At 59.6% G+C, this 26,604-nt stretch carries 20 protein-coding genes and 1 pseudogene; 16 read left to right on the forward strand and 5 right to left on the reverse strand.

Annotation, left to right across the window (positions count from 1 at the left end; all coding sequences use genetic code 11):
- Window positions 1–25: 25 nt before the first annotated feature.
- From PFAS1_RS06345 to PFAS1_RS06395, 10 genes are all read left to right on the forward strand, one after another.
- A complete protein-coding gene (locus PFAS1_RS06345) occupies window positions 26–1,195 on the forward strand; it encodes an alginate biosynthesis protein Alg44 (RefSeq protein ID WP_076028567.1) in 1,170 nt (389 codons plus the stop codon).
- Between the two features lie 64 nt (window positions 1,196–1,259).
- On the forward strand, window positions 1,260–2,615 hold the full coding sequence (gene algK / locus PFAS1_RS06350; RefSeq protein WP_076028568.1) for an alginate biosynthesis TPR repeat lipoprotein AlgK: 1,356 nt from the start codon (window positions 1,260–1,262) through the stop codon (window positions 2,613–2,615).
- Window positions 2,612–4,099 (forward strand): alginate export family protein, encoded by a 1,488-nt coding sequence (locus PFAS1_RS06355; protein ID WP_076028569.1) that lies wholly within the window; start codon window positions 2,612–2,614, stop codon window positions 4,097–4,099. Before algK ends, PFAS1_RS06355 begins: the two co-directional genes overlap by 4 nt.
- A 26-nt stretch (window positions 4,100–4,125) precedes the next feature.
- Window positions 4,126–5,715, forward strand: a complete 1,590-nt coding sequence (gene algG, locus PFAS1_RS06360) for a mannuronan 5-epimerase AlgG (RefSeq protein WP_076028570.1) — start codon at window positions 4,126–4,128, stop codon at window positions 5,713–5,715.
- Window positions 5,716–5,725: 10 nt separating this feature from the next.
- Entirely contained in the window at window positions 5,726–7,183 is a 1,458-nt protein-coding gene (locus PFAS1_RS06365; RefSeq protein WP_076028571.1) for an alginate O-acetyltransferase, read from the forward strand.
- A 10-nt stretch (window positions 7,184–7,193) separates the two neighbouring features.
- The gene (locus tag PFAS1_RS06370) at window positions 7,194–8,324 is read left to right on the forward strand and encodes a mannuronate-specific alginate lyase (RefSeq protein WP_076028572.1); all 1,131 of its coding nucleotides are present in this window, start codon (window positions 7,194–7,196) and stop codon (window positions 8,322–8,324) included.
- Window positions 8,325–8,539: 215 nt separating this feature from the next.
- Window positions 8,540–10,105: an MBOAT family O-acyltransferase gene (locus PFAS1_RS06380; protein WP_076028574.1), complete on the forward strand. Its 1,566-nt coding sequence runs from the start codon at window positions 8,540–8,542 to the stop codon at window positions 10,103–10,105.
- Between the two features lie 11 nt (window positions 10,106–10,116).
- Window positions 10,117–11,292 carry an alginate O-acetyltransferase gene (locus PFAS1_RS06385; protein WP_076028575.1) on the forward strand — a complete coding sequence of 392 codons (1,176 nt, stop codon included), beginning with the start codon at window positions 10,117–10,119 and terminating at the stop codon, window positions 11,290–11,292.
- 14 nt (window positions 11,293–11,306) lie between these two features.
- The gene (locus PFAS1_RS06390; protein ID WP_074873876.1) at window positions 11,307–11,960 is read left to right on the forward strand and encodes an alginate O-acetyltransferase AlgF; all 654 of its coding nucleotides are present in this window, start codon (window positions 11,307–11,309) and stop codon (window positions 11,958–11,960) included.
- Window positions 11,961–12,173: 213 nt separating this feature from the next.
- Complete coding sequence (locus tag PFAS1_RS06395) at window positions 12,174–13,625, forward strand: mannose-1-phosphate guanylyltransferase/mannose-6-phosphate isomerase (RefSeq protein ID WP_076028576.1); 1,452 nt, start codon at window positions 12,174–12,176, stop codon at window positions 13,623–13,625.
- Between the two features lie 78 nt (window positions 13,626–13,703).
- Here PFAS1_RS06395 and PFAS1_RS06400 read toward each other — a convergent pair whose 3' ends face one another.
- Window positions 13,704–16,568 carry an RHS repeat domain-containing protein gene (locus PFAS1_RS06400; protein WP_232252211.1) on the reverse strand — a complete coding sequence of 955 codons (2,865 nt, stop codon included), beginning with the start codon at window positions 16,566–16,568 and terminating at the stop codon, window positions 13,704–13,706.
- A gap of 167 nt (window positions 16,569–16,735) precedes the next feature.
- On the opposite strand from PFAS1_RS06400, the gene PFAS1_RS06405 reads away from it, so the two are divergent.
- The 3 genes and pseudogenes from PFAS1_RS06405 to PFAS1_RS06415 all read left to right on the forward strand — a co-directional run bounded on the left by PFAS1_RS06405 (window position 16,736) and on the right by PFAS1_RS06415 (window position 18,529).
- Window positions 16,736–17,200, forward strand: a complete 465-nt coding sequence (locus tag PFAS1_RS06405; protein WP_074873874.1) for a multidrug transporter — start codon at window positions 16,736–16,738, stop codon at window positions 17,198–17,200.
- Between the two features lie 30 nt (window positions 17,201–17,230).
- Window positions 17,231–18,055 (forward strand): SDR family oxidoreductase, encoded by an 825-nt coding sequence (locus PFAS1_RS06410; protein WP_076028577.1) that lies wholly within the window; start codon window positions 17,231–17,233, stop codon window positions 18,053–18,055.
- Window positions 18,056–18,130: 75 nt separating this feature from the next.
- Window positions 18,131–18,529: pseudogene (locus tag PFAS1_RS06415) on the forward strand (DUF4440 domain-containing protein).
- A gap of 148 nt (window positions 18,530–18,677) precedes the next feature.
- On the opposite strand, the gene PFAS1_RS06420 reads toward PFAS1_RS06415, so the two are convergent.
- The 4 genes from PFAS1_RS06420 to PFAS1_RS06435 form a co-directional block, all read right to left on the reverse strand.
- A complete protein-coding gene (locus tag PFAS1_RS06420; protein ID WP_008153497.1) occupies window positions 18,678–19,526 on the reverse strand; it encodes an efflux RND transporter periplasmic adaptor subunit in 849 nt (282 codons plus the stop codon).
- 25 nt (window positions 19,527–19,551) lie between these two features.
- Window positions 19,552–19,752, reverse strand: a complete 201-nt coding sequence (locus PFAS1_RS06425) for a DUF1656 domain-containing protein (protein ID WP_076028578.1) — start codon at window positions 19,750–19,752, stop codon at window positions 19,552–19,554.
- Window positions 19,742–21,922 (reverse strand): FUSC family protein, encoded by a 2,181-nt coding sequence (locus PFAS1_RS06430; protein WP_076028579.1) that lies wholly within the window; start codon window positions 21,920–21,922, stop codon window positions 19,742–19,744. The genes PFAS1_RS06425 and PFAS1_RS06430 overlap by 11 nt, the downstream gene beginning before the upstream one ends.
- A 154-nt stretch (window positions 21,923–22,076) precedes the next feature.
- Window positions 22,077–23,588 (reverse strand): efflux transporter outer membrane subunit, encoded by a 1,512-nt coding sequence (locus PFAS1_RS06435; RefSeq protein WP_076028580.1) that lies wholly within the window; start codon window positions 23,586–23,588, stop codon window positions 22,077–22,079.
- 182 nt (window positions 23,589–23,770) lie between these two features.
- Between PFAS1_RS06435 and PFAS1_RS06440 the strand changes: the two genes are divergently transcribed.
- From PFAS1_RS06440 to PFAS1_RS06450, 3 genes are all read left to right on the forward strand, one after another.
- On the forward strand, window positions 23,771–24,739 hold the full coding sequence (locus PFAS1_RS06440) for a LysR family transcriptional regulator (protein WP_074873867.1): 969 nt from the start codon (window positions 23,771–23,773) through the stop codon (window positions 24,737–24,739).
- Between the two features lie 236 nt (window positions 24,740–24,975).
- A complete protein-coding gene (locus tag PFAS1_RS06445; protein WP_076028581.1) occupies window positions 24,976–25,950 on the forward strand; it encodes a 2-hydroxyacid dehydrogenase in 975 nt (324 codons plus the stop codon).
- 142 nt (window positions 25,951–26,092) lie between these two features.
- Window positions 26,093–26,602 carry a DUF2165 family protein gene (locus PFAS1_RS06450; protein WP_076028582.1) on the forward strand — a complete coding sequence of 170 codons (510 nt, stop codon included), beginning with the start codon at window positions 26,093–26,095 and terminating at the stop codon, window positions 26,600–26,602.
- The last annotated feature ends 2 nt before the right edge of the window (window positions 26,603–26,604 follow it).

Genomic DNA, 26,604 nt, shown 5'->3' on the forward strand with positions numbered 1-26,604 from the left:
CTGAATTAACTAGGAAATCGTCCATATGAATACCGCCGTCAACGCCAACGTAGTGCATGAATCAGAAGCCCAGCGCCAGCATGCCCGGGTAAAAATCCCGGCCAAGCTGCGCTTCTTCGGTCCTGACCGGACCCCGGTAGAAGCTCGGGTCATCGACCTCTCCGCTGGCGGCCTGGCGTTCAACGCCGGTCAGCTGCCACTGAAGATCGGCGACGTGTACAAGGCGCGTTTGCAGTTCGTCATCGATAACCTTGGCCTGGCCATGGACGTCGAGTTACTGGTGCGCTCCCACGACCGCGAAACCGGTCGTACCGGTTGCCAGTTCCAGAACCTCGAATCCCAGGACATTTCCACCCTGCGCCACCTGATCACTTCTCACCTGGCCGGCGACATCGTCACCATGGGTGAAGTGCTGGCCACCCTGCAACGCGACAACTTCACCAAGGCGCGCAAGAACAAGGATGGCGGCCACGGCATGACCCCGTTCGGTCGTCTGCGTGCCGTGACCTTCAGCTTGGCGATCTTTCTCGTCGGCCTGACGGCATTCGGCTTCATCTTCAAGTCGGTGTACGGCATGTACTTCGTCAGCCACGCCCAGGCCGGTCTGGTCAGCGTAGCGGGCATGAACATCACCATGCCGCGCGATGGCACCGTGAAGAGCCTGATCAAACCCGACGGCGTTGCCGCCAAGGGCGCGCCGCTTGCGACCTTCAGCACCAGCATGCTCGATGTGCTCAAGGGCCATCTTGACGACAATCAATTGCAACCGGCCAAGGTTGAAGAACTGTTCGGCAAGCAAATGACCGGCACCCTGACGTCGCCATGCGATTGCACCGTAGCGCAGCAAATGGTCGCCGACGGTCAGTACGCCAACAAGGGTGACGTGATCTTCCAACTGGTGCCGCGTAACAGCGAAGCCAACGTTGAAGCGCGCTTCTCCTATCGCCAGTTCGGCGACGTGCTGCCAGGCAGCTCGGTCAGCTTCCAGATCGCCGGCGAAGACAAAACCCGCTCCGGCACGATCGTCAGCAGCACCAGCCTGAAAAGCGCCGACCTGTCGTCCGACATCCGCGTGCAGATCAAGCCTGATGAGCCGCTGGACAGCAAATTCGCCGGTCGCCCGGTTGAAGTGAACGCCAACCGCGGTCCGAACCTGAACTGGCTGATCGATAAAGCCATGGCCGCCGGTCGTTAAAAACAAGAGGACATGCCCCGTGACTAGCCCACTCAGAATCCTGCCAGTCCCGCTGACTCTGGCCATGGCAATCGCCCTGGCCGGCTGCGCAGGCCTGCCCGACCAGCGTCTGGCCAACGAAGCCCTCAAGCGCGGTGATACCACGCTGGCGGCGCAGAATTACCAGCAATTGGCAGACCTGGGCTACAGCGAAGCACAGGTTGGCCTCGCCGATATCCAGGTCGACAGCCGTGACCCGGCGCAGATCAAGAAAGCCGAGGCGACTTATCGCGCCGCGGCCAGCGTCTCGCCACGAGCCCAGGCTCGCCTGGGTCGTCTGCTGGTGGCCAAACCCGGCTCCACCGAAGCCGAGCAGCACGAAGCCGAAGGCCTGTTGAAGAAAGCCACTGCCGCGGGCGAAGGCAACACCTTGATCCCGCTGGCGATGTTGTACCTGCAATACCCGCACAGTTTCCCGAACGTCAATGCGCAACAGCAGATCAGCCAATGGCGCGCCGAAGGCAAGCCGGAAGCGGGCCTGGCCCAAGTGCTGCTCTATCGCACCCAGGGCACTTACGACCAGCATCTGGACGAAGTGGAAACGATCTGCAAAGCCGCGTTGAACACCACCGACATCTGCTACGTCGAACTGGCCACGGTCTATCAGAAAAAAGCCCAGCCAGAGAAACAAGCCGAGCTGATCAAGCAAATGCAAGCCGCTCAGGCTCGCGGCGTGGTTTCCGCCCAGCGGGTGGACAGCGTGGCTCGCGTATTGGGCGATGCAACCCTGGGCACCACCGACGAGAAAACCGCTCAGTCGCTGCTCGAAGGCATCGCACCCGGCTACCCCGCTTCCTGGGTCAGCCTGGCGCAATTGCTCTACGACTTCCCGGAACTGGGTGACGTCGACACGATGATGAAGTACCTGGACAACGGCCGCGCCGCCGACCAGCCGCGCGCCGAACTGTTGCTGGGCAAGCTCTATTACGAAGGCAAAATGGTGCCGGCCGACGCGAAGCTCGCCGAAGAACACTTCAAGAAAGCCGTCGACAGAGAAGTGGCCGCCGATTACTACCTCGGTCAGATCTACCGTCGCGGTTACCTGGGCAAGGTCTATCCGCAGAAAGCGCTGGACCACCTGCTCAAGGCTGCGCGTAACGGCCAGAACAGCGCCGACTTCGCCATTGCCCAACTGTTCTCCCAAGGCAAGGGCACCCGGCCCGACCCACTTAACGCTTATGTCTTCAGCCAATTGGCCAAGGCCCAGAACACCCCGCAAGCCACCGAGCTTGCGCAAACACTCGAAACCCAACTGCCGCCTGCCCAGCTCGCCGAGGCCCAACGCCTGTTGAAACAAGAACAGGCCGTTCGTGGTGCCTTGAGTCAGAACACGCTGGAACTGCATGCCCTGGAAGAAGAAGACGGCGAGGAATCCCTATGAAGTTGAATCCATTCGTTAAGGCCGGTATCGGCCTGTCATTCGCCCTGCTGTGGTCGTGCCCGACCCTGGCGGCCCTGACTGAAAGCAAGAACTACGGCCTTGACGTGAAAGTCACCGCCCAGTCCGAAGACGACACCGACCTCGGTACGCAGAGCGGCGGCGACGTCAACGGCGTAGGCCTCGACTTGCGTCCATGGATTTATGGCGAGAGCGGCGCGTGGAGCGGTTACGCCATGGGTCAGGCGGTGACGTCCACCGACATCATCGAGACGGACACCCTGCAACAGTCCGACAGCGACGGCACCCAGGCCACCGACAGCGGTGATCGCAAGAGCAAGAAAAACTACCTGGCGATGCGTGAGTTCTGGGTCGGCTACAGCGGCCTTACGCCGTATCCCGGCGAGATTCTCAAGCTCGGTCGCCAGCGTCTGCGCAATGACGATGGCCAATGGCGCGACACCAACATCGAAGCCCTGAACTGGACCTTCGACACCACCCTGTTGCGCGCCAACGCCGGTGTTGCCGAACGCTTCAGCGAGTACCGCACCGACCTCACAGAACTCGCGCCCAAGGACAAGGATCGCCTGCACGCTTACGCCGATGCGGCGTACCAGTGGAACCCGGGCAACTGGGTCGGCATTCGTGGTCACCACACTCACGATGACGGCAAGCTCGATTACCCGACTCCGGGCGTTGCCGCCGATTCCCTGGACAAGAAAGAGAACGGCGACATCAGCTGGATCGGCCTCACCGCCGACAGCGATGCCTACAACTGGCGCAACACCAACACCGTCAATTACTGGGGCAGCGTCACCGGCATGAGTGGCGACCGCGACACGGTCAACCCGCTGACCGCCGAGGGCACCGCACCGGCACAAGCCAAAACCAGCGGCGATGTCGATGGCTGGGCCACTGACCTGGGCGTGCGTCTGCGCCTAGACCCGCAATGGCAAGTCGGTGCAGCCTATGCCCGTGCCAGCGCCGATTACGAACAGAACGGCCTGCAAAGCAACCGCTCGAACTACACCGGTACTCGCTCGCGGGTTCACCGTTTCGGCGAGGCCTTCCGTGGCGAAACGAACAACATGCAGAGCGCTACCTTGTTCGGTTCGTGGATGCTCAACGACGAATACGACGCCAGTGTGATCTACCACAAATTCTGGCGCGTCGACGGCAACAAGCCGGTCGGCAGCAACGGCATCAACGCCGTCCAGAACGACACCGACGACGTGACCGGCGCCGTGCTCTCCAGCACCTCCCTGCCGCTGGAAGATGGCAACAAAGACCTCGGCCAGGAAATGGACGTGGTCGTCACCAAGTACTTCAAGCAAGGCCTGCTGCCCGCCTCCTTGAGCCAGTCGATCGATGAGCCTTCGGCCCTGGTGCGTTTGCGTGGCGGTGTGTTCAAGCCCGGCGATGCGTATGGCAAAGGCGTCGACTCGTACATGCACCGCGCGTTTGTCGACGTGATCTGGCGCTTCTGATGCGAACCGCTAAGGGAGTTCCTGACATGAACAGTCCGAAGAGAGGCTCGATGACCTTGCTGGCCGGCGCATTGTTGCTGGCCAGCACGGCAGCCTTCGCCTCAGTGGAGCCGGCCTCGCCCGTTCAAAAAGGGCAACCGGCGACCATTGCAAAAGGGTTGCAACAGGCCAAGACCTACACCGTCAGCAGCGCCCCGACCGCGCCGCTGGAGCTGGCCGCGCCGAAGCTGCCGGACACCTCCGGCTACACCGCCGAAGCCATCGCCGCGAAAATCGTGCGCAGCAAGCCCGGCAAAATCAGCGTGCGCCGGATGATGCAGGAAAACGCCCTGAAGGACTTCATTGGCGGCGATAACAAGATGGCCGAATGGGTCGTGCGTCAGCACGGTATCCCCCAGGCGATTTTCATCGACGACGGCTACATGAACCTCAAGGATTTGGCCAAGAAAGTACCCAAGCAGTACTTCAGCGAAACCTCGCCGGGTGTGTTCCTGGCGAAGTTGCCGATCGTGGTGGGTGAGAAAGGCATCCTGGAAATCGACAAGCAGACCCAGGAATTGCGCCTGTCCCAAGAGGGCGGTTCGTTCCTGGTCAACGACGGCCAGTTGTTCGTGCGTGATACCAAAATCACTGGCTGGAGCGAGAAAACAAACGGCCCGGCGGCCTTCAAGTCAGCGAAGGAATTCCGTCCGTTCCTGCTGTCCTGGGGCGGCACCCAGACCTACATCGCCAACAGCAAGATCGCCAGTTTCGGCTACGCCAACAGTAAGTCCTACGGCGTGAGTATTTCCCAATACACGCCGAACATGGCCAAGGTACTCAAGCGCCCTGAACCGAGCGGCTGGATCATCGACTCCGAGTTCTCGGACATGTGGTACGGCTTCTACTGCTACGAAACCCGCGACTTTGTGGTCAAGGGCAACACCTACAAGGACAACATCGTCTACGGCATTGACCCGCATGACCGTTCCCACGGTCTGATCATTGCCGACAACACGGTGTACGGGACCAAGAAGAAGCACGGGATCATTATTTCCCGTGAAGTGAACGACAGCTTCATCTTCAACAACCGCAGCTACGACAACAAGTTGTCGGGCCTGGTGATCGACCGTAACAGCGTCAACAACCTGATCGCCTACAACGAGATCTACAAGAACCACACCGACGGCATCACCCTCTACGAGAGTGGCGACAACCTGCTGTGGGGCAACAAGGTGATCAGCAACAAGCGCCACGGCATCCGGATTCGTAACAGCGTGAACATCCGCCTCTACGAAAACCTGTCCATGGCCAACGGCCTGACCGGTGTCTACGGGCACATCAAGGACCTGACCGACACCGACCGTGACATCAAGCTCGACCCGTTCGATGCCCAGGTGTCCCTGATCGTGGTCGGCGGCGAACTGGCCGGCAACGGCAGCGGCCCGCTGTCCATCGACTCGCCGCTGAGCGTCGAGTTGTATCGCGTGTCCATGCTCGCACCGACCAAATCCAGCGGCATCAGCTTCTCGGGGATTCTCGGCGAGCGCCAGGATGAAATTCTCGACCTGCTGGTACGCCAGCAGAAAGCCGTGCTGATCGACCCTGTCGAACGCCAGACCGAAATGCGGGACTGAGGATAATTTTATGCACCCACACTTGATCAAATTACTCAGCCTGTCGGCCCTGACCGCCGGCATTCTCGCGGCCAGCACCGGTGTTCGCGCCGCTGACGCCGCCAGCGCAAGCGCACCGACATTCAAGGCCGATGATTGCTGCAATCTCTGCCCTGAAGCCCACGACGCGAAGAACTACACCACGCGCTATCAGCAGAACTTCACCACGCTGGTGCAGGCTCAGGGCGATTGGCTGTTCCGTACGCAAGAAGACTTGCGCACCGAGTTCAACACCACACCCGCCGGCTACAAACGCATGAAAGAGCTGCACGATGCGTTCAAGAGCAAAGGCGTGGAACTGGTCATCGTTTACCAGCCGACCCGTGGTCTGGTGAACCGCAACAAGCTCAACCCGGAAGACAAGGCCAGGTTCGATTTCGACAAGGCCTTGAGAAACTACAAGACCATGCTCGGACGTTTCGAGCAGATGGGTTACGTGGTGCCTGACCTGTCGCCGCTGACCAATGAATCCCTGCCCGACACCCTGCCCGCACACGACTTCTACTTCCGCGGCGACCAACACTGGACGCCGTATGGCGCCCAACGCACGGCGAAAATCGTCGGCGAGAAAATCAAGCAATTGCCTGAGTTCGCTGACATTCCGAAGCGCGAATTCGAGAGCCATAAGTCGGGTCGCATGGGCAAGACCGGAACGTTACACAACATGGCTGGTCAACTCTGTGGCACTAGCTACGCGATCCAGTACATGGATCAGTTCACCACCGAGCCGAAAGGCGAAGCAGCTGATGGCGATCTGTTCAGTGATTCCGGAAATCCGGAGATCACCCTGGTCGGCACCAGCCACAGCGGCAAGAACTACAACTTCGCCGGTTTCCTCGAAGAGGCCATCGGCGCCGACATTCTCAACGTGGCGTTCCCCGGCGGTGGCCTGGAAGGTTCGATGCTGCAGTACCTGGGCAGCGAAGAGTTCCAGACCAAGCCACCGAAGATTCTGATCTGGGAATTCTCGCCGCTCTATCGCCTCGACCAGGAAACCATCTACCGCCAGATGATGGCGCTGCTGGACAACGGTTGCGAAGGAAAGGATGCACAGCTGACCGGCAGCACCACGTTGAAACCGGGCAAGAACGAATTGATGGTCAACAGCAAGAACCTGAACCTGCAAAACAGCAGTCACCAGGTTGATATCCGCTTCGCCGATCCGTCGGTGAAAAATCTGCAAGCCACCCTCTGGTACATGAACGGCCGCCACGAGGACATCAAGATCGAAAAGCCGGAAACCTCCGACACCGACGGGCGTTTCGCCTTTGAGTTGCGCACGGACGAAGACTGGGCCTCGCAGAATCTGCTGGCCGTCGAAATCCAGGGCCCTGAAGCAGGTGCCGCGCCACAGAAAGTCGAAGCGAAAATCTGCAAACGCAACGTGTTCCCTGGCGCTGGGCAGCGTACCGCTCAAGCCGGGCAATGAGGCAACCTCTATGACATGCATGCAAACCCGAACTTTGAAAAGATTGATCGCGCCGTCCCTGCTGACTCTGGCGATGTTCGCCGGAGCCACCCAGGCCGCCGCGCCACTGCGCCCGCCACAGGGGTACTTCGCGCCGATTGAAAAAGTCAAAACCGGCGACAAGAGCGAAGGCTGTGATGCGATACCGACGCCGTACACCGGCTCGCTGCAATTTCGTAGCAAATACGAAGGCTCCGACAAGGCCCGTTCGACCCTGAACGAGGCCTCGGAAAAAGCCTTTCGCGACACCACGGCCGACATCACCAAGATTGAGCGCGGCACCAGCAAGCGTGTGATGCAGTACATGCGTGACGGTCGTCCGGAACAGCTGGAATGTACCCTGAATTGGCTGACCGCCTGGGCCAAGGCCGATGCGTTGATGTCCAAGGACTTCAACCACACCGGCAAGTCCATGCGCAAATGGGCGTTGGGCAGCATGGCATCGTCCTATATCCGCCTGAAATTCTCCGACTCGCATCCGTTGGCGAACCACCAGCAAGAGTCGCAGTTGATTGAAGCCTGGTTCAGCAAAATGGCTGATCAGGTGGTCAGCGACTGGGACAACCTGCCGCTGGAAAAAACCAATAACCACTCGTACTGGTCCGCCTGGTCGGTGATGGCAGCGTCCATCGCCACCAACCGCCGTGACCTGTTCGACTGGTCGGTGAAGGAATTCAAGGTCGGCGCCAATCAGATCGACGCCCAGGGTTTCCTGCCTAACGAACTCAAGCGCCAGCAACGCGCCCTCGCCTACCACAACTACGCCCTGCCGCCGCTCGCGATGATCGCCAGTTTCGCTCAGGTCAACGGTGTGGACTTGCGTCAGGAAAACAACGGCGCATTGAAACGCCTGGGTGATCGAGTGCTCGCGGGTGTCGAAGACCCGGAAGAATTCGAGAAGAAGAACGGTAAGGAACAGGACATGACCGATCTGAAAGACGACTCGAAATTCGCCTGGCTCGAACCGTTCTGCACGCTCTACACCTGCTCGCCGGATGTGCTTGAGAAAAAGCACGAGATGCAGCCGTTCAAGACTTTCCGCCTGGGGGGTGACCTGACCAAGGTCTACGACCCGGCGAATGCAAAAGGCAAAGGCTCCTAGAGCAAACGCAATCCCCTTGTGGGAGCGGGCTTGCTCGCGAATGCGGTCTGACATTCACCATTGATGTCGACTGACACTCCGCTTTCGCGAGCAAGCCCGCTCCCACAGGGTCAGTGCAAGACATGAGTTTTTTGTGTGATGTGTCCCCCGGTTTTTCGGTGGGGGGTTTGGGGGGGCTGCGGCCCTTGACTGTTGTTAAACATGGAGAGACCGGGATGGTATTTTCATCCAACGTGTTCCTGTTTTTGTTCTTGCCGATCTTTCTCGGCATGTACTACTTGAGCGGAATACGCTATCGCAACCTGCTGCTGCTGATCGCCAGCTACGTGTTCTATGCCTGGTGGCGTGTGGACTTCCTTGCGCTGTTCGCAGCCGTCACATTGTGGAACTACTGGATCGGCCTCAAAGTCGGTGCCGCAGGCGTTCGGACCAAACCGGCACAACGCTGGTTGCTCCTGGGCGTGGGCGTCGACCTGTGCATTCTCGGCTACTTCAAGTACGCCAACTTCGGCGTCGACAGCATCAACGCAATGATGACCTCCGTCGGTCTGTCGCCGTTCATCCTGACCCACGTGCTGTTGCCGATCGGGATCTCGTTCTACATCTTCGAGTCCATCAGCTACATCATCGACGTCTACCGTGGTGACACGCCGGCGACCCGCAACCTGATCGACTTTGCCGCGTTCGTGGCGATTTTCCCGCACCTGATCGCCGGTCCGGTGTTGCGCTTCCGCGATCTCGCCGACCAGTTCAACAACCGCACCCACACCCTCGACAAGTTCTCCGAAGGTGCGACGCGATTCATGCAGGGCTTCATCAAGAAGGTCTTCATCGCCGACACCCTGGCGGTGGTGGCCGACCATTGCTTCGCCTTGCAGAACCCGACCACGGGCGATGCCTGGCTCGGTGCACTGGCCTACACCGCGCAGCTGTATTTCGACTTCTCCGGTTACAGCGACATGGCTATCGGCCTGGGCTTGATGATGGGTTTCCGCTTCATGGAAAACTTCAAACAGCCGTACATCAGCCAGTCGATTACCGAGTTCTGGCGTCGCTGGCACATCAGCCTGTCCACCTGGTTGCGTGACTACCTGTACATCACGCTGGGCGGTAACCGCAAAGGTACGCTGATGACCTATCGCAACCTGTTCCTGACCATGCTGCTCGGTGGTCTGTGGCACGGCGCGAACATCACCTACATCATCTGGGGTGCGTGGCACGGCATGTGGCTGGCGATCGAAAAAGCCCTCGGCCTGAACACCTCGCCGCGCAGCATCAACCCGATCCGCTGGGCGCTGACCTTCCTGCTCGTGGTCATGGGCTGGGTGATCTTCCGCTCGGAAAACCTGCACGTCGCCGGTCGTATGTACGGCGCGATGTTCAGCTTCGGCGAATGGTCGCTGTCGGAACTCAACGCGGCCAGCCTCACCGGCCTGCAAGTGGCGACTCTGGTGGTGGCTTACATGACCCTGGCGTTCTTCGGCATTCGTGACTTCTACAGCAACCTGCCGCCTGAGAAGGCCAAGCCTGCTGCGAACGTCGAGGCCGATGGCCCGGCTGCCGCAACACCTGGAATGATCAAAGCCGTACCGGGCGACAACCCGGGCAGCATCCACCAGCCTGGCTACACCGTCGGCGTTGAAGCGACCGTGCAACCGGCCTACTGGACGGCGGACTGGTCTCGTTACGTGATGCGCACGCTGGTACTGGTGCTGTTCATCGCCTCGATTTTCAAACTCTCGGCGCAAAGCTTCTCGCCGTTCCTTTACTTCCAGTTCTGAGGGATCTGACTATGACCCGCTCATTACGCATCCTCTACATCGGCCTGTTCATGGTGACGCTGTTGGTCCTGGGCTTGTGGTCCACGCGCAGTTTCCTGGGCTTCAGCACCTCTGCCGAAACGACGGTGCTCAACGGCCGCTGGGCCAAAGCCGTGGAGACGCACTACGACGAAGAGTTCCCGATCAAGCGCCTGGGCACCAACCTTTGGGCTGCGCTGGATTTCAAACTGTTCAACGAAGGTCGTCCGGGCGTCGTGCTCGGTCGCGATCAGTGGTTGTACAGCGATGAGGAATTCAACCCGATCGTCAACGAAGAGCTGAACCTGCAGGGCAACTACGCGCTGGTTGAAGGCGTGCGCCAGGAACTGAAGGCCAAAGGCGTGAAACTGGTCATGGCGATCGTGCCGGCCAAGACTCGCCTGTACCCGGAACACCTGGGCGAAGTGAAGCCTTCGAGCATCCATGCCAACCTCTATGAAGACTTCCACGCTCGTGTGGCGGCCAACAAGATCCTCGCTCCCGACCTGTTCGGCCCGATGTTGAAAGCCAAGCTGGACGGTCAGCAAGTGTTCCTGCGCACCGACACTCACTGGACTCCGGAAGGCGCGCAAATCGCTGCCGAAGCCCTGGCGAAATCCATCGCCGAAAAAACCCCGTTGAACGGCGAGCCGCAACACTTCGTCACTGAACCTGCGGAGAAGGTGACTCACAAGGGCGACCTGCGGTTGTTCCTGCCGCTGGACCCACTGTTCGAAAACATGATGCCCAAGACTGAGCCGTTGCAGAAGCGCAACACCGTTGCGGCGCAAGACCAGCCAGCCGGTGATGACGCCCTGTTCGCCAACGCTGAAGTGCCGGTGGCCCTGATCGGCACCAGCTACAGCGCCAACCCCAACTGGAACTTCGTCGGTGCGCTGAAACAAGCGCTGAACAGCGACGTGGTCAATTACGCCGAAGACGGCCATGGCCCGATTCTGCCGATGCTCACCTATCTGAAAAGTGATGCTTTCAAGAACAGCCCGCCACAGGTGCTGATCTGGGAGTTTCCTGAACGTTATCTGCCTGTGAACAACGAAATCGGCGACGCCGACCCGCAGTGGGTCGCAGAGCTCAAAGAAGCTGGCGCTCGCCAACAAAACGTAGCAGCAAACACTAAATCCGAGACGCCCGACCGGGCGCAAAACTGAAAGAGAGGTACACCATGACTTTCACTACTACTCCTCGCCGTCTCGCCAAGACCTTCGCACTCGTTGCAGGCATGAGCGTTCTGTCGATGTCCGCCTTCGCAGGCGACGCCGCGCTCTACGGCCCGACCGCACCGAAAGGCTCGAGCTTCGTGCGTGTCTACAACGCCGGTAACGCTGAAGTCAGCGCCACCGTCGGCACCACCAACCTGGCCGAAGTCGCGCCGCTGTCCAGCACCGACTTCAGCTTCATGCCGGGCGGCGACTACAGCGCCAAGGTTGGTAGCCAGTCCCTGCCGGTGAAACTGGCTGGTGATCACTATTACACTCTGGTCAACAACGCCAGCGGCGCACCGCAACTGATCGAAGAGCCGCCGTTCAAGAACAAGCAGAAATCCCTGGTCCGCGTGCAGAACCTCAGTGACAAGGCCCTGACCCTGAAAACCGCTGATGGCAAGACCGAAGTGGTTCCGTCCGTGGCGGCCAAAGGTCGTGGCGAGCGTGAGATCAACCCGGTGAAAGTCAGCCTGGCACTGTACGACGGCGCCACCAAAGTCGGCGACGTGAAGCCGGTCGCCCTGGAACGAGGCGAAGCCGCGGTACTGTATGTCACCGGCAGTGGCAGCAGCCTGTCGCCAGTGTGGGTAAAACGCCCGGTTTCGACGCGCTAATACATTTGCCTGATTAACGCTGTTCCCTGTGGGAGCGAGCCTGCTCGCGATTGCGATCTGACATCCAGCATCGATGTCGACTGACACTCAGTCATCGCGAGCAGGCTCGCTCCTACAGTGGATCGAGGCGTCAATTGGGACACGGAATAAGAACAAGAGTGAAACGACAGAACGCAGTAGCTCTGACCCATACGATTTTCAAGGAGTAACAACATGATTCCGGTGATCTTGTCAGGTGGTAGCGGCTCACGTCTTTGGCCGCTTTCGCGCAAGCAATTCCCCAAGCAATTCCTCGCCCTGACCGGCGAACACACGCTGTTCCAGCAAACCCTGGAGCGCCTGGTGTTCGATGGCATGGACACCCCGATCGTGGTCTGCAACAAGGACCACCGCTTCATCGTCAACGAGCAACTGAGTGCCCGTAACCTGGACACCCAGCGCATCCTGATGGAACCGTTTGGCCGCAACACCGCACCAGCCGTGGCCTTGACCGCACTGATGCTGGTCAACGAAGGTCGCGACGAATTGATGTTGGTGCTGCCAGCCGACCACGTGCTGGAAGACCAGAAAGCCCTGCAACGCGCGCTGGCCCTGGCCACCGTCGCTGCCGAAAACGGCGAAATGGTGCTGTTCGGCGTCCCGGCCACCAAACCGGAAACCGGCTATGGCTACATCAAGTCGACCAATGACTCGCTGCTGCCAGAAGGCGTCAGCCGCGTTTCGCATTTCGTCGAAAAACCGGACGTGAAACGCGCCACCGAGTTCGTCGAGTCCGGCGGTTACTTCTGGAACAGCGGCATGTTCCTGTTCCGCGCCAGCCGTTTCCTCGAAGAGCTGAAAAAACACGATCCGGACATCTACGACACCTGCGTGCTGACCCTGGAACGCAGCGTACAAGATGCCGACACCGTCGACCTCGACGCCGCCACCTTCGCTTGCTGCCCGGACAATTCCATCGACTACTCGGTGATGGAAAAAACCCAACGCGCCTGCGTTGTACCGCTGACTGCGGGCTGGAGCGATGTCGGCTGCTGGTCGTCGCTGTGGGAAGTGAATGAAAAAGACGCCAACGGCAACGTCACCAAAGGCGATGTGATCATCCAGGACAGCAAAAACTGCATGATCCACGGCAACGGCAAACTGGTGTCGGTGATCGGCCTGGAAAACATCGTGGTCGTCGAAACCAAGGACGCCATGATGATCGCCCACAAGGACAAGGTCCAAGGCGTGAAACAAATGGTCAATACCCTCAACGAACTGGGCCGCAGCGAAACCCAGAACCATTGCGAAGTCTATCGTCCGTGGGGTTCCTACGACTCGGTGGACATGGGCGGTCGCTTCCAGGTCAAGCGCATCTCGGTCAAGCCGGGCGCGTGCCTGTCGCTACAAATGCATCACCACCGCGCCGAACACTGGATCGTGGTCAGCGGCACAGCTGAAGTGACCTGCGACGAAAACGTGTTCCTGCTCACTGAAAACCAGTCGACCTACATCCCGATCGCCTCGGTCCACCGCTTGCGCAACCCGGGCAAGATCCCGCTGGAAATCATCGAAGTGCAATCCGGCAGCTACCTGGGCGAAGACGATATCGAGCGGTTTGAAGATATCTACGGTCGCTCCAACCCGATCGAACGCGGCGTATCGGTGAAAACCATCGCGCAGTAAGCGTTCAGCAAAACAAGAAGCCCTCGTCCAGCCCGCTGCGTTTTCCCTATCCGCAGCGGGTTGGGTGGGGGCTTTTTTTTATCCATTGACCCGTTTATTCGCCGTAACCACCTGCTTGGCCATGGTCTTTCTGATCTTCGTCTGTGAATAAACGGAAACAGCAGCGTTCGAGCGACTGAACAAACCTGTTTTGCCCGGCGCGTAGCGTTCGATACTGCTCGACCCTTGAATAGTCTGATAGTGAATATTCCAGACCTGTTGTTTTCGATCGTATTTCATAAAGGCGAAGCCGGTTGTGACTTGTTCCTGTTGGCCTTGCTCGTTCGAGGCATATCCGTAGTCCTGAAACTCCATCGCCGCGCTGAGCCCCATCCCATGCTCCCCAGAAGAAAGTTCATTGTATTGCGCGTTCTCCTTCGAACCCTCCACGTGTCGAACGCGAAGCACGTTGTCGTTTAGTTGATCCACCGTCAGGGAACAACCACTGAAACCTGGCGTGAAAACATGATCAGGATCGGTTCCCGTGGGTTTTAGAGGTATATCAACATAACCGCCCTGAGGAGCCCAGAAACCTGATACCGCATTGTCTTTGTCAGGTATCTCGCCTTTCGGAATATCGACGATTCTTAATGCATTGAACGCCCCTTTGCTCTCTCCTGAATAAGTGAGTTTATCCATTGTGAAGATAAACTCGCTCCCGCCACTTTTTTTGTTCACCCCTGAAACAGTAGTGCCCGAATAGCGACCGGGGACCGGGTCCAGGAACTTGGTGCTAACCTCCACCCGGCTAAACTCGCCTATCCCCAGAGCGTTATGAATGTTGGTCGGTTTACCGGTCGCCGGCACACTCAATTTTGGTTTGCCGCTATCGATATGTCGCGCGCCCGGAATATCGCGCGCAGCGCCCGCTGCAATGACCGGCTCCCACAATCCGTTGGCCAGCTTTTGTCGCGTGATGGCTCCATCATCATCAATAAAGGTAACCGGGTTGTTCAGGGCCATCCGATACAGATTGAGCCCATCGATTGCCCCGGCAGGATCCGGATTCAGCCAACGCTGCAACCAGGGTATGTAGTACCGAAACCCATAGTAATAAAGCCCCGTCGCATCCCGTTCCTTGCCCGAATAGCGAATGGTTTTGTAATCCCCATCGGTGTCGTTCGGGCCGGCAGACCAGGCTGTTGTACCAAACGGATGATACGTTTCCCGGCTGATGATGCGCGCATCGTCAGCGAGCTCCAGGGTGCAGGAGTTCAGATGATCCACCAGGCTGTAACGGTACTGATCGTTGCTCACGCCGGACGGCGGATCGGTCTCCCAGTGCAGGACTCGCACGCTGTTGAGCCCGGCCTGCGCGGTGATGACCTGTAGCACCTTCCCAGTGCCACTGTCGGTGCGCAGTTCAAGTCCCGGCAAGTAACGCACTTCAGCCACCAAGGTTCGGATATTGGTTTGCAACGAGCGGATTTTTCGCACGCGCTGACCACCGCCATCGTAGACATAGGACTCTTGATCATTGAGCCCCGACTCTCGTTCCACCGGGCTGATCGATTGCAACTGGTTCCGCAGGTCCCACGTCAAAAACCGTCCCTGATCCAGCTCCAGACAATTGCCCTTGGCATCGAACGCAGCAGCGATTTCCTCTTCGGTGGGCGGTACGCCGTTGCGCCAGGGCAAACAGCGGTTGCTGTACCGCGCCGCCTTCAATTCACGCCCCGGATTTTGCGCCCCGACGTGCGTCAGCTTCAGCAGGTTGCCGCTCTCGTCGTAACTGTAGGTCTGGTGATAGTTGCTGACCGCCGCCGAGTCAGCCCGCCCCACGGATTCCGGTCCCTGGTTAGGGCCGCCCGCCTCCCAGCCAGAAGCCTCGATCAATTGGTAAAGGCTGTCGTAGCTGAAGCGACTGATGGGCTCGATGCGCTGGTTGGCGAAGTAACGCACCGGCAGTGCCTTGTCCTTAATGCTGAGGACGTTGCCCATTCGGTCATAGTCGTAGATCAGATGCTGCAACCACCGGTCACTCGCGTCCTGTGCCCGGCGCTCCCTCAACAAACCGTCTTCAGCGCTATAAAGAAGGGTTGTTTGCACCGCGTTGCCGGCAGTTTCGTGCGTCACCTGCCCCTCGGCGTTGTACTGAATTTCTTTGACCAGCGTTTGCCAGGTAGTCAGCCCTTGAAGTTGCAGACGCGTCTCACGCAAGCGACCGTCAAGGGTCAGGCTGAAGACCTGGCGGTTGCCCTTGGCATCGACCTGTTCCAGCACATCCTTCAGCGGACCGAAGCTCCACGTCGAAACGGCACCGTCCCCCGGCTCAAGCAGCCGCTGGCGATCGGCTTCCAGCTCCGGCCAATCAGGTGCAACAGGGTCCAGGGTGAAGTGACGGACTTGCTTCACGCATTGACCGGTGATTGAAAACGCCTCGAACAGCACCGTCCCGGCGGGGTCGTCATGACGGATCAACTGCCCGCATTGATTCCAGACGTCATCATCGGGACCACCATAAGTCATGCGTTCAACCGCCTTTCGCGGCTCGGTCGTGCCTTGCTCGAACACCACTAATGGACGAAGCAAGTCATCGTATTCGACCTCACGTCCGGCACCTCGGCTGTCCCACCCCTGCAATACCTCATTGCCCAGGCCTGGCAAATTGAGCTGCCAACCGGCATCGACGCTGTCAGTGAACAGCGCGTTACCCGCCAGCGAAAACACCGTCGTGAGGTTGGCGCGCCTCAGCGGCTCTTCTATTGGCAGCGCCCAAAGCCGTGGATCCCACTGTTCAACCGCACGTCCTGCGGCATCGTAAAAGGTGCGATTGATGCGGGCCTGAGTGGGATCACCTTCGACCTCGCGCCAATAATCAACCGAACGGATCGGCAGACCACGCGGGTCGACAACGGACAATCCGGGTGTTTTGTGGTGCATTCCCATCGTCGAGGCCTGCATATCAGTAGCGTCCCTGTTTGCCAGCAGTCATCTAACCGTTCGCGAACATTGCAGGCTACTGTCAGAAATTACAGTACCGACCAACGGCAACAGACCTTGTTCGACGAATGTCCATTCCTGCAACCCTTCGGTAGGATGGTGGTCATGAGTTCAAGGAGCGTTCAAACATGTTCATCGGCGTCCTGCTGGTTATCACCTGGCTGATTTTGTTGCTGCGCTACCCGACCAAGGCGCTGCCGGTCTCCGTGGCGGCGGCCATCGGATTGGGTGTGGTGGCCATGTGGGTGATCTGGATGGACAACCGCGAGGTCAAGCAACTGGCGCGCCTGGAGTTGCGCATCGCCTACGCACCCGAACGCTGCCCGGCGGACCGGCCGTTGCATCTGACAATGAACAACGGCAACGACGTGCCGCTGACCGAGTTACGCTGGCGCGTCGCCGCGTATGCGCCGGGCGATACGGTCAACCTGGCCGACAATCAATACGCCGCCCCGCGCTATCGTGGCCCCGGCGAATTGCAGGCTGGCGCCAACTGGGAAGACTGTTTGCCGATGCCGCCGCTGCGCCCTGGCTATCGCCCGCAAACACTGGAGTTTCGCGCCGAGCGTTTGCAGGGTAGTTTCTCCGACTAATTCTCTTTCTCTTTGCACAAGGACCGCGCCATGCCCGTTGCGTTGATTACCGGTTGTTCCAGCGGCATTGGCCGCGCCCTCGCTGATGTTTTCAAAAATGCCGGATACGACGTCTGGGCCAGTGCTCGTAAGGCTGAAGACGTGGCGGCGCTGGCCGCTGCCGGTTTTACCGCCGTGCAACTGGACGTCAACGACGGCGCTGCACTCGAACACTTGAGCGAGCGCATCAACCAGCAACATGGCGGCCTCGATGTGCTGATCAACAATGCCGGTTACGGCGCCATGGGGCCGTTGCTCGACGGCGGTGTGCCGGCCATGCAGCGGCAATTCGAAACCAATGTGTTCGCCATCGTCGGTGTCACCCGCGCCCTGTTCCCGGTGCTGCGTCGTGCCAAGGGCCTGGTGGTGAACATCGGCAGCGTGTCCGGGGTTCTGGTCACGCCATTCGCCGGCGCCTACTGCGCCTCGAAAGCGGCAGTGCATGCCTTGACCGATGCCTTGCGCATGGAACTGGCGCCGTTTGGCGTGCGGGTCATGGAAGTCCAGCCGGGTGCCATCGCCTCGAGTTTTGCCAAGAATGCCGGCCATGAGGCGGAGCAGCTGATTACCGAACAATCGCCGTGGTTTCCGCTGCGTGACGGCATTCGCGCACGGGCCAAGGCCTCTCAGGACAACCCGACCCCGGCCAGTGAATTTGCCGCCGGTTTGCTCAAGGCCGTGCAGCAGAGCAAGCCACCGCGACTGATTCGTCTGGGCAATGGCAGTCGGGCGTTACCGTTGCTGGCGGGGTTGTTGCCTAAAGGGCTGCTGGAGGCGGGGTTGATGAAGCGGTTCGGGTTGCGCGGGCAACTCTGAGACCGAGTCGACGCCATCGCGAGCAGGCTCGCGATGGCGTCAGAACCCACGCAGAAAATTCCAGGAAACACTTCCATGACCGACTACACCGAATACTTCGACGAAGTGATCCAGGCCCACGTCGCCATCGAGCAATGGCTGGCCGAGGAACAGGATGAGCCGGTGCTTGAACAATTGCTGATGCGTTTTTCGCCACAGTTTTCCATGGTCTCGCCGTTGGGCCGGGTGCTGGATTTCGACGCGTTGAGTGAGCTGTTTTTGATGGCGGGCGGGAAGAAGCTCGGGTTCAGAATTGAGCTCAGTGAGTTGCGCGGCATTGCTTTGTAGGACGGTGGTGCAACGGTGAGTTATCGCGAGCAACAGACGGATGCAACCGGTCTGCATTCTGACCGGCGTTCGACCGTGGTGTTTGAGAAGCAGGCCGATGGCAAGGTGGTTTGGCGGCACTTGCATGAGACGTTTTGCAAGGCCTGAACTGCCGCTATCTGTCAGTGGGACCGAGTCGCCTTCATCGCGAGCAGGCTCACTCCCACAAGGGGTGGCGTCGTTCACAAAATCTGCATTCGAACTCGGTCAATGTGGGAGTGAGCCTGCTCGCGATGAAGGCGACTCGGTCTTACAGTCAGTTAACCACAACGGTGCAAGTAATCCCCGCCGCCAACAGCACCCCCTCCGGCACTTCATCTATGTGAATCCGCACCGGCACCCGTTGCGCCAGACGCACCCAGTTAAAGGTCGGGTTCACATCGGCAATCAGCTCGCGACTTTCCGGGTTATCACGGTCGTAGATACCGCGAGAAATACTTTCCACATGCCCCTTCAACACTTCCCCGCTCATCAGTTGCATGTCGGCTTTATCGCCGACCCGCACGTGGGGCAATTTGGTTTCTTCGAAGAAGCCGTAGACCCAGAACGAGTTCATGTCGACCACGGCCATTTTCGCTTCGCCGATGCGCGCGTAGTCGCCGCGATGCACATTGAGGTTGGTCACATAACCGTCCACCGCTGCGCGGACTTCGGTGCGTTTGAGGTTCAGTTCGGCGGCTTCGAGCTGTGCCTGGGCATGCTGGTAATCGGCCAGGGCCGAGTCGGCGATGTTGCTGGCGTCGTCGCGGTTTTCCCTGGAGATCACTAGGTTGTCCATGTCGGCGCGGCGGTGAGCATTGACCTTGCGCATTTCCCAGGTCGACTTGCGCGAGGCCACCAGCGCCTGCGCCTGCTTGACCGCGATGCGGTAGTGCTCGGGGTCGATCCGCATCAGCAAATCGCCCTTCTTCACCTGTTGGTTGTCGCGTACCGGCACGTCCACCACTTCCCCGGTGACGTCGGCGGCGACGTTGATGATGTCGGCGCGCACCCGGCCGTCGCGGGTCCATGGCGTGTCCATGTAATGCACCCATAGGGTCCGGCCGATCCACATCGCAAGGGCCAGCACCAATAGAGTCGCGAGCAGGCTGAAAAGCTTTTTCATCAAGGCCTTCTTCAGAGATAGAAAGTCAGTGGTAGACAGTCAGCGCCAGGGCGCCGAACAGACAGGCAAACAGGCTCAGGCGCAGCAGCGCCGGGTGCCAGAAGAAGCGGTACAGATCGAACCCGGACAGGAACCGGTCGAATGCCCAGGCCAGCGCCGCCGCGATGAAAAACATCAAGGTCATGGTCGGCATGTACACGCCGTGGAAGGCGATTTCACGAGGCATGTTCAAGTCCTTTGGCATAAGCGGCGAGCGGTGATTGCTGGTCCAGCAACGAAGTGCGGATGAAGTGCAAATAGCTCTTCACCCGACGCAGGGCCGAGGTGTCGAAGTGCGGCGCGAAAGGTTCATCGGTGGCTTGCACCCGGCTGATCGCATGATCGACGGCGATCAGGCCGCGCTCCAGATTGCTCTGGCTCGGTTGCAGAAACAGCCGCACCAGCGAGCGCCCCATCACCCGGATCGCCTGACGCCACGGCTGCGATTCGGCATAGGCCGGATGCACCGGCAGGATTGCCTGTTCCTTGCGCAACTCGATAATCGCGTGGCCGACTTCCTGCACCACGAACATCCAGCGCAGCAAGTCCCGTTGCACCTGCGGCTGCCCCGAGGCGAGACCGTAGGCCTGATGCAGCAGGTCGCGGGTGCGGCTTTCGAAACTCGACGCCAGACCCTTGAGTTTGCCGCTGATGGCGTACACCACTTGCCCGCGCAAATCCTGCTCCAGCCGACGCCACAACCAGCGGCTGTTGGGCGGCAGAATGATCGCCCCGGCCGCCGCGCATACCAGCATGCCGAGCACCATGGCGATGTAGTCGTTGATAAAGGCGTAAGGGTTGTAAACGGTGAGGTTGTCCGGCACCGAACCGGTGCTGAAGAAGATCAGCAAACCGAGACCGACACCGGCGTATTGCAGCCGCGAAGTGAGGAACGAACCGAGCACGATCACCGGCGCGAGCATCACGCAGAGCAATGGAAAACCGTCGATCCACGGGAAGATGAAAAACATCTCGACGAAGCCGATCACGGCCCCGAGGAACGTCCCGCAAGCCATCTGAAACGCCATGCGTTTTGGATTCGGCGTCGCCGCCGAAAGGCCCACGGTCGCGGCGGCGATCAGCGTCATCGTCGCCCCGCTCGGCCACGCGGTGGCGACCCAATAGCTGCCCAGAACCACCAGAATGAATGCCGCGCGAATCCCCGAGGCGGCCGATGCCATCCAGTTGGTTTGCGGGGTGAACGGCTCATCCCATTGCTCGCGCGCATGGCGGTGATCGGCCAGCGACGCGTGGGTCTGTGCATAACTGTGCAAATCGTCGACGAAGCGATAGAGCAGTTCATACGCGGTATGAAAATCCAGCTGCTCGGCGTCGCTCGGATTGCTCTCCTGAAATACTGCTCGCAAGCGGCGAACCCGCGCCGGCAGACCTTCTTTGTAGGCAGTCAGTGCGATGACCAGGCGCGCCGCATCGGCGTTGGTCAGCGCACGGCCGCTGAAGCCGTCGAGCAATTCCGCGAGGTCCTGCAAACCTGGTTTGATCGCCGCCACCACGTGATCCGCCTCACTGCTGCGCAAGCGTTCGAGCAACTGGTGCAAGGCGTTGAAGCGCGTGGTGACACCCATGAATTCGCTGTTCAAGCGGCTGAGCCGACCGTTACGCCGACGCATGTGCGGGTCTTCGAACACGGTGACGCTGCGCAACCCTTCCAGCCCGACGGCCTCGGCGATGAAGCGCACGTTGCTCGCCTCGAAGGCCTCCCGTTTACTGCGACCGCGCAAGCCATCCGTGACGAAGAGCGCGAACACGCCGAAGCGTTGATATAAGGCGTTGCGCATGGCGGCACTGGCGGATTGCGGCAGGATCGCAGCGCTGACCAGCGTGGCGCAAATAATCCCCAGGGAGATTTCCAGCACCCGCCAGACGGCCGCCATGAACGCGCCGTCCGGGTGCGCCAATGCGGGTAAACCGACCATCGCGGCGGTGTAGCCGGCGAGCACGAAACCATAGGCGCGGAAGTTGCGATAGCGCGCCGCGCCCGCCGAACAGATGCCGACCCAGATCGCCAGCGAACCGAGGAACAACTCGGTGTTTTGCGCAAACAAGGCAATCAGCGCGACCATCACCGCCGAGCCGGCCAATGTCCCCAGGAAGCGATAGAAACTCTTGGCCAACACGTGACCGCTTTGCGGCTGCATGACGATGAACACGGTAATCATCGCCGTGCGCGGTTGCGGCAACTCCAGGCGCATGGCCAGCCACAACGTCAGAACCGCGGCGAACAGCACCTTGAAAATATAAACCCAGGTCACGCCATCACTGCGCGCCCAGTCGAAGAAACCCCGGCGCCATTCAAGGGAATACAGCCAGCGCAAAGGTGCGGGCAAGGGAGTCATGGAATCCTGCTCATTGAAATTAAGACCGGGCGCGGCACCAGTGGGAGCGACGGTGCGACGATTCGACCTGCTCGCGATTGCGGTGTGTCAGGCGACATCATCATTGACTGACACACCGCTATCGCGAGCAGGCTCACTCCCACAGGTTTTGTGTTCAATTCGAGAGGCTCTTAAGCAGGGCCGGGGTTTTCGGCGCCTGGGTCTGGCTGTCTTTCGGCACGTCGTCACCCGCACCCAATCCGCCGCCCAGTGCCGTCACCAGCTCAGCATGAGCACCGAGGCGCGCCGCCTGCACCTGCTGCTGAACCTGCTGTTGTTTGAACAACAACGTCTGGGCGTTGAGCACGTTGAGGTAGTCGGTGAGCCCGCGCTGGTAGGCGATCATCGCGATGTCGTAACTCTTCTGGGCCGTAGCCACCGACTCGGCGGCGAAGGTTTGCTGCTTGTCCATGGATTCGCGGCGGATCAACTGGTCGGAGATGTTTTTCAGCGCGTTGACCAGCGTCTGGTTGTACCGGGCCACGGCGATGTCGTAACCCGCCGAGGCTTCGCCCAGCTCCGAGCGCAAGCGGCCGCCGTCGAAGATCGGCAACGAGATCGCCGGGCCGACGCTGTAGTTGAGCTTCTTGCCGGTCAAAAACTCCAGCGCTCCACCACCGGTGGCCATGTAGCCGAGGCTGCCGACCAGGTCGACGTTGGGGTAGAAACCAGCATGAGCGACATCAATGCCCCGAGCCTGGGCCGCCACTTGCCAGCGACTGGCGACCACGTCCGGGCGTTGACCGAGCAACTGCGCGGGCAACGACGACGGCAGTTTCAGCGCGGCGCCTAACGACAACGTTGGCCGCTGCAATTGCGCGCCCTCCCCCGGACCTTTGCCGGCGAGGGCCGCGAGCTGGTTGCGACTCAGGGCGATTTCTTCGTCCAGTGCATCGATCTGGCGGTGGGTTTCCGGCAGCGGCGTTTCAGCCTGGCTGACTTCGAAATGGGTGCCGATGCCACCGTTCAGGCGCTTCTGCGCGAGGTCGAGAATTTGCTGCTGCTGATCCAGGGTCGCCTTGACGATGTCCCGTTGCGCGTAATGCAACGACAGTTCGATGTAGGCGCGCACGATGTTGTTCTGCAATTCGAGCTGGGCCTGACGTGCTTCGGCGGCCGTCATGTGAGCCATATCGACGGCGCGCTCGGTGGCGTTGCTTTCGCGTCCCCAGAGGTCGAGGGCGTAGCTGAAGCCCAGCGCGGCGTTGTTGTCCCAGGTGGTGGTGTTGGCCAACTCGCCCGGCCCGTAGAACTGATCGGTGGGCCAGTTGTGGCGTTTGAGCGTGGATTGACCATTGATCTGCAGCGACTCGGCGGACTCGGCGATCCCGGCCATGGATTTGGCCTGGCGCACTCGCGCCGCCGCCATGGCCATGGTCGGGCTGCCTTGCAGGGCGAGGTCGATCCAGCGGTTCAATTGCGGGTCGCCATAGGCCTGCCACCATTGCGCGGTGGGCCAGTGAGCGTCCTGTTCGGCGTTCTGGATGGCTTCGTCGGTGGCCAATGAATTGGCCTCGAGTGCCTCGCCCTGTGGGGCAATACCGCCGGTACCGATGCAGCCGCTGATTGTCAGGGTTAAAGCCAAAACACTGAGCGTCTGAAGCGCTCTGTTGATGCGACGCGGCACTGCTGCGATTTCCTGAGGTGGGGGAGTTGTTCCTGAGGTGGGCAATTCTAGGGGTCGCCTTTGTTCGCGATAAGCTGGGAATCCTGTGAATCTTTGTTACCGTTAACGCGATAATCCGTTAGTCGGGGTCTCAGACCCTGAAACTTCGTGTCACAATTTGCCATCGCCTCCGAGAGCACCCCATGGACACTTTGCAAAACATGCGCGCCTTCAGTTACGTGGCCGAGGCTGGCAGCTTCACCGCCGCCGCCGTGCAACTCGACACCACCACGGCCAACGTTTCGCGCGCGGTCTCCAACCTGGAAGCCCACCTGCAAACCCGCCTGCTCAACCGCACCACCCGCCGCATCGCCCTGACCGAGGCCGGCAAGCGCTATCTGTTGCGCTGCGAGCAGATCCTCGCCTACGTCGAAGAAGCCGAAGCCGAAGCCAGCGACGCCCACGCTCGCCCGGCCGGGCAGCTTAAGGTGCACACCATGACCGGCATCGGTCAGCACTTCGTGATCGACGCCATCGCCCGCTATCGCAAAACCCACCCGGACGTGACCTTCGACCTGACCATGGCCAACCGCGTGCCGGATCTGCTGGACGAGGGCTACGACGTGTCCATCGTGCTCGCCAGCGAACTGCCGGACTCGGGCTTCGTCTCCCAGCGCTTGGGCATCACCTACAGCATCGTTTGCGCCTCGCCCGCGTATGTAAAAGCCAACGGCTGCGCGCACAAGCCCAGCGATTTGCTGAACCACGCGTGCCTGCGTCTGGTGAGCCCGGTGATTCCGCTGGAGAAATGGACCTTCGACGGCCCCGAAGGCCAGGAAATGGTGACGATCAATAGCTCACCGTTTCTGGTGAACTCCGCCGACGCGATGAAGACGGCGATCATCAGCGGCATGGGGGTTGGGGTGTTGCCGGTGTATGCCGCGATTGAAGGGTTGCGCAACGGTACGCTGGTGCGGGTGATGCCAAACTACCGGTCGCAGGAATTGAATCTGTATGCGATCTACCCGTCGCGGCAGTATCTGGACGCGAAGATTAAAACGTGGGTCGAGTACTTGCGTGGATCCTTGCCGGAGATATTGGCGGCGCATCAGGCGGAATTGGTGGCGTATGAGTTGAGTGGGAGCATGGGCGGGGTTCGGGTGGCGAACTGATTTCCAGCCCAACCGATTGATCGTTGATCGATCGTTCCCACGCGCAGCAAAGGAATGCATCCCGTGACGCTCCGCGTCACATTCAGAAGCGGAACGCGGAGCGTCCCTGGCGGCATTCCCACGCGGGAGCGTGGGAACGATCAGCGGCGTACACCCGGCAATCCGGGCACTCGCATAAAAGCTCGGAAGAATGTTAGCGTGCTTGGCATTCACCTGCGCCCGAGAGCCCTCCTCCCATGAAAAAGACCGTCCTCGCCTTCAGCCGCGTCACCCCGGCAATGGTCGAACGCCTGCAACAAGACTTCGACGTTATCGTGCCAAACCCGAAAAACGGCGACATCAACGCCCAGTTCAACGAAGCCCTGCCCCACGCCCATGGCCTGATCGGCGTCGGTCGCAAACTCGGTCGCGCACAGTTGGAAAACGCCGCCAAACTGGAAGTCGTCTCCAGCGTCTCGGTCGGCTACGACAACTACGATGTCGCCTACTTCAACGAACGCGGGATCATGCTCACCAACACCCCCGACGTCCTCACCGAAAGCACCGCCGACCTGGCCTTCGCCCTGCTGATGAGCAGCGCCCGCCGCGTCGCCGAACTGGACGCCTGGACCAAGGCTGGCCAGTGGCAAGCCACTGTAGGTGCGCCGTTGTTCGGCTGCGATGTACACGGCAAGACCCTGGGCATCGTCGGCATGGGCAACATCGGTGCGGCCATCGCCCGTCGCGGTCGGCTGGGCTTCAACATGCCGATCCTCTACAGCGGCAACAGCCGCAAGACCGAACTGGAGCAAGAACTCGGCGCTCAGATGCGCAGCCTTGATCAACTGCTGGCCGAAGCTGATTTCGTCTGCCTGGTGGTGCCGCTCAGCGAAAAAACCAGACACCTGATCAGCCATCGTGAATTGGCATTGATGAAACCCAGCGCGATTCTGGTGAACATTGCCCGCGGCCCGGTGGTGGACGAACCTGCCTTGATCGAAGCCCTGCAAAACAACCGGATTCGTGGCGCCGGGCTGGACGTTTACGAGAAAGAACCGCTGGCCGAATCCCCCCTGTTCCAACTGAAAAACGCGGTGACATTGCCGCACATCGGCTCGGCCACTCATGAAACCCGCGAAGCCATGGCCAACCGTGCCTTGGCTAACTTGCGCAGCGCTTTGCTGGGTGAGCGACCACAAGATCTGGTGAACCCGCAAGTGTGGAAAGGCTGATTAAAACGGGCAGATGTTTTTAAACGTCTGCCCACTGGTTTACACAACTTGCAATTCAGTCAATCCACGTAAAACAGTTAAGCACTATAAACTCCCCGCTACTTATCCGACTCAACGGAAAACAGTGACGGAGAACACAAGTTTGAACAACCTTACAACCGACAAGCTCATTAGATATATAAAAATCCTGCTAATCATCTATATAAGCTTTTTTGGCCTGCTAGTGATGTACAGCAACTTCACCGACTACGCATCAAACTATGAATACGTCGGCCACGTGCTAAGTATGGACACCACCCGGAACAACCCGAGACTGAGTTACAGGGCAATCACTTCGCCCATGCTTCACCACCGAATTTACTGGTTAATTATTACCTTGGAAGTTACCTTCACGACCTATTGCCTGATAGGCGCCTATCATCTTTATCGACAAATAAACGGGTCTGCGGAAGAATTTCACGAGGCAAAAAAATTTTCACTCATTGGTTTAATGATCGGTATTTTTGTCTATTACGTTTGCCTGCAGGTTATCGGCGTCGAATGGTTCAACATGGACACCTCACAAGTATGGAACGCCAAGGACTGGGCGCGGCATATAGTTGATTTCCTACTTCCATTGCTGATATTCGTCGCGCTCAGGACCGAGCACTGAGC

Source organism: Pseudomonas frederiksbergensis, from assembly GCF_001952935.1.
Taxonomy (GTDB): Bacteria; Pseudomonadota; Gammaproteobacteria; order Pseudomonadales; family Pseudomonadaceae; genus Aquipseudomonas; species Aquipseudomonas frederiksbergensis.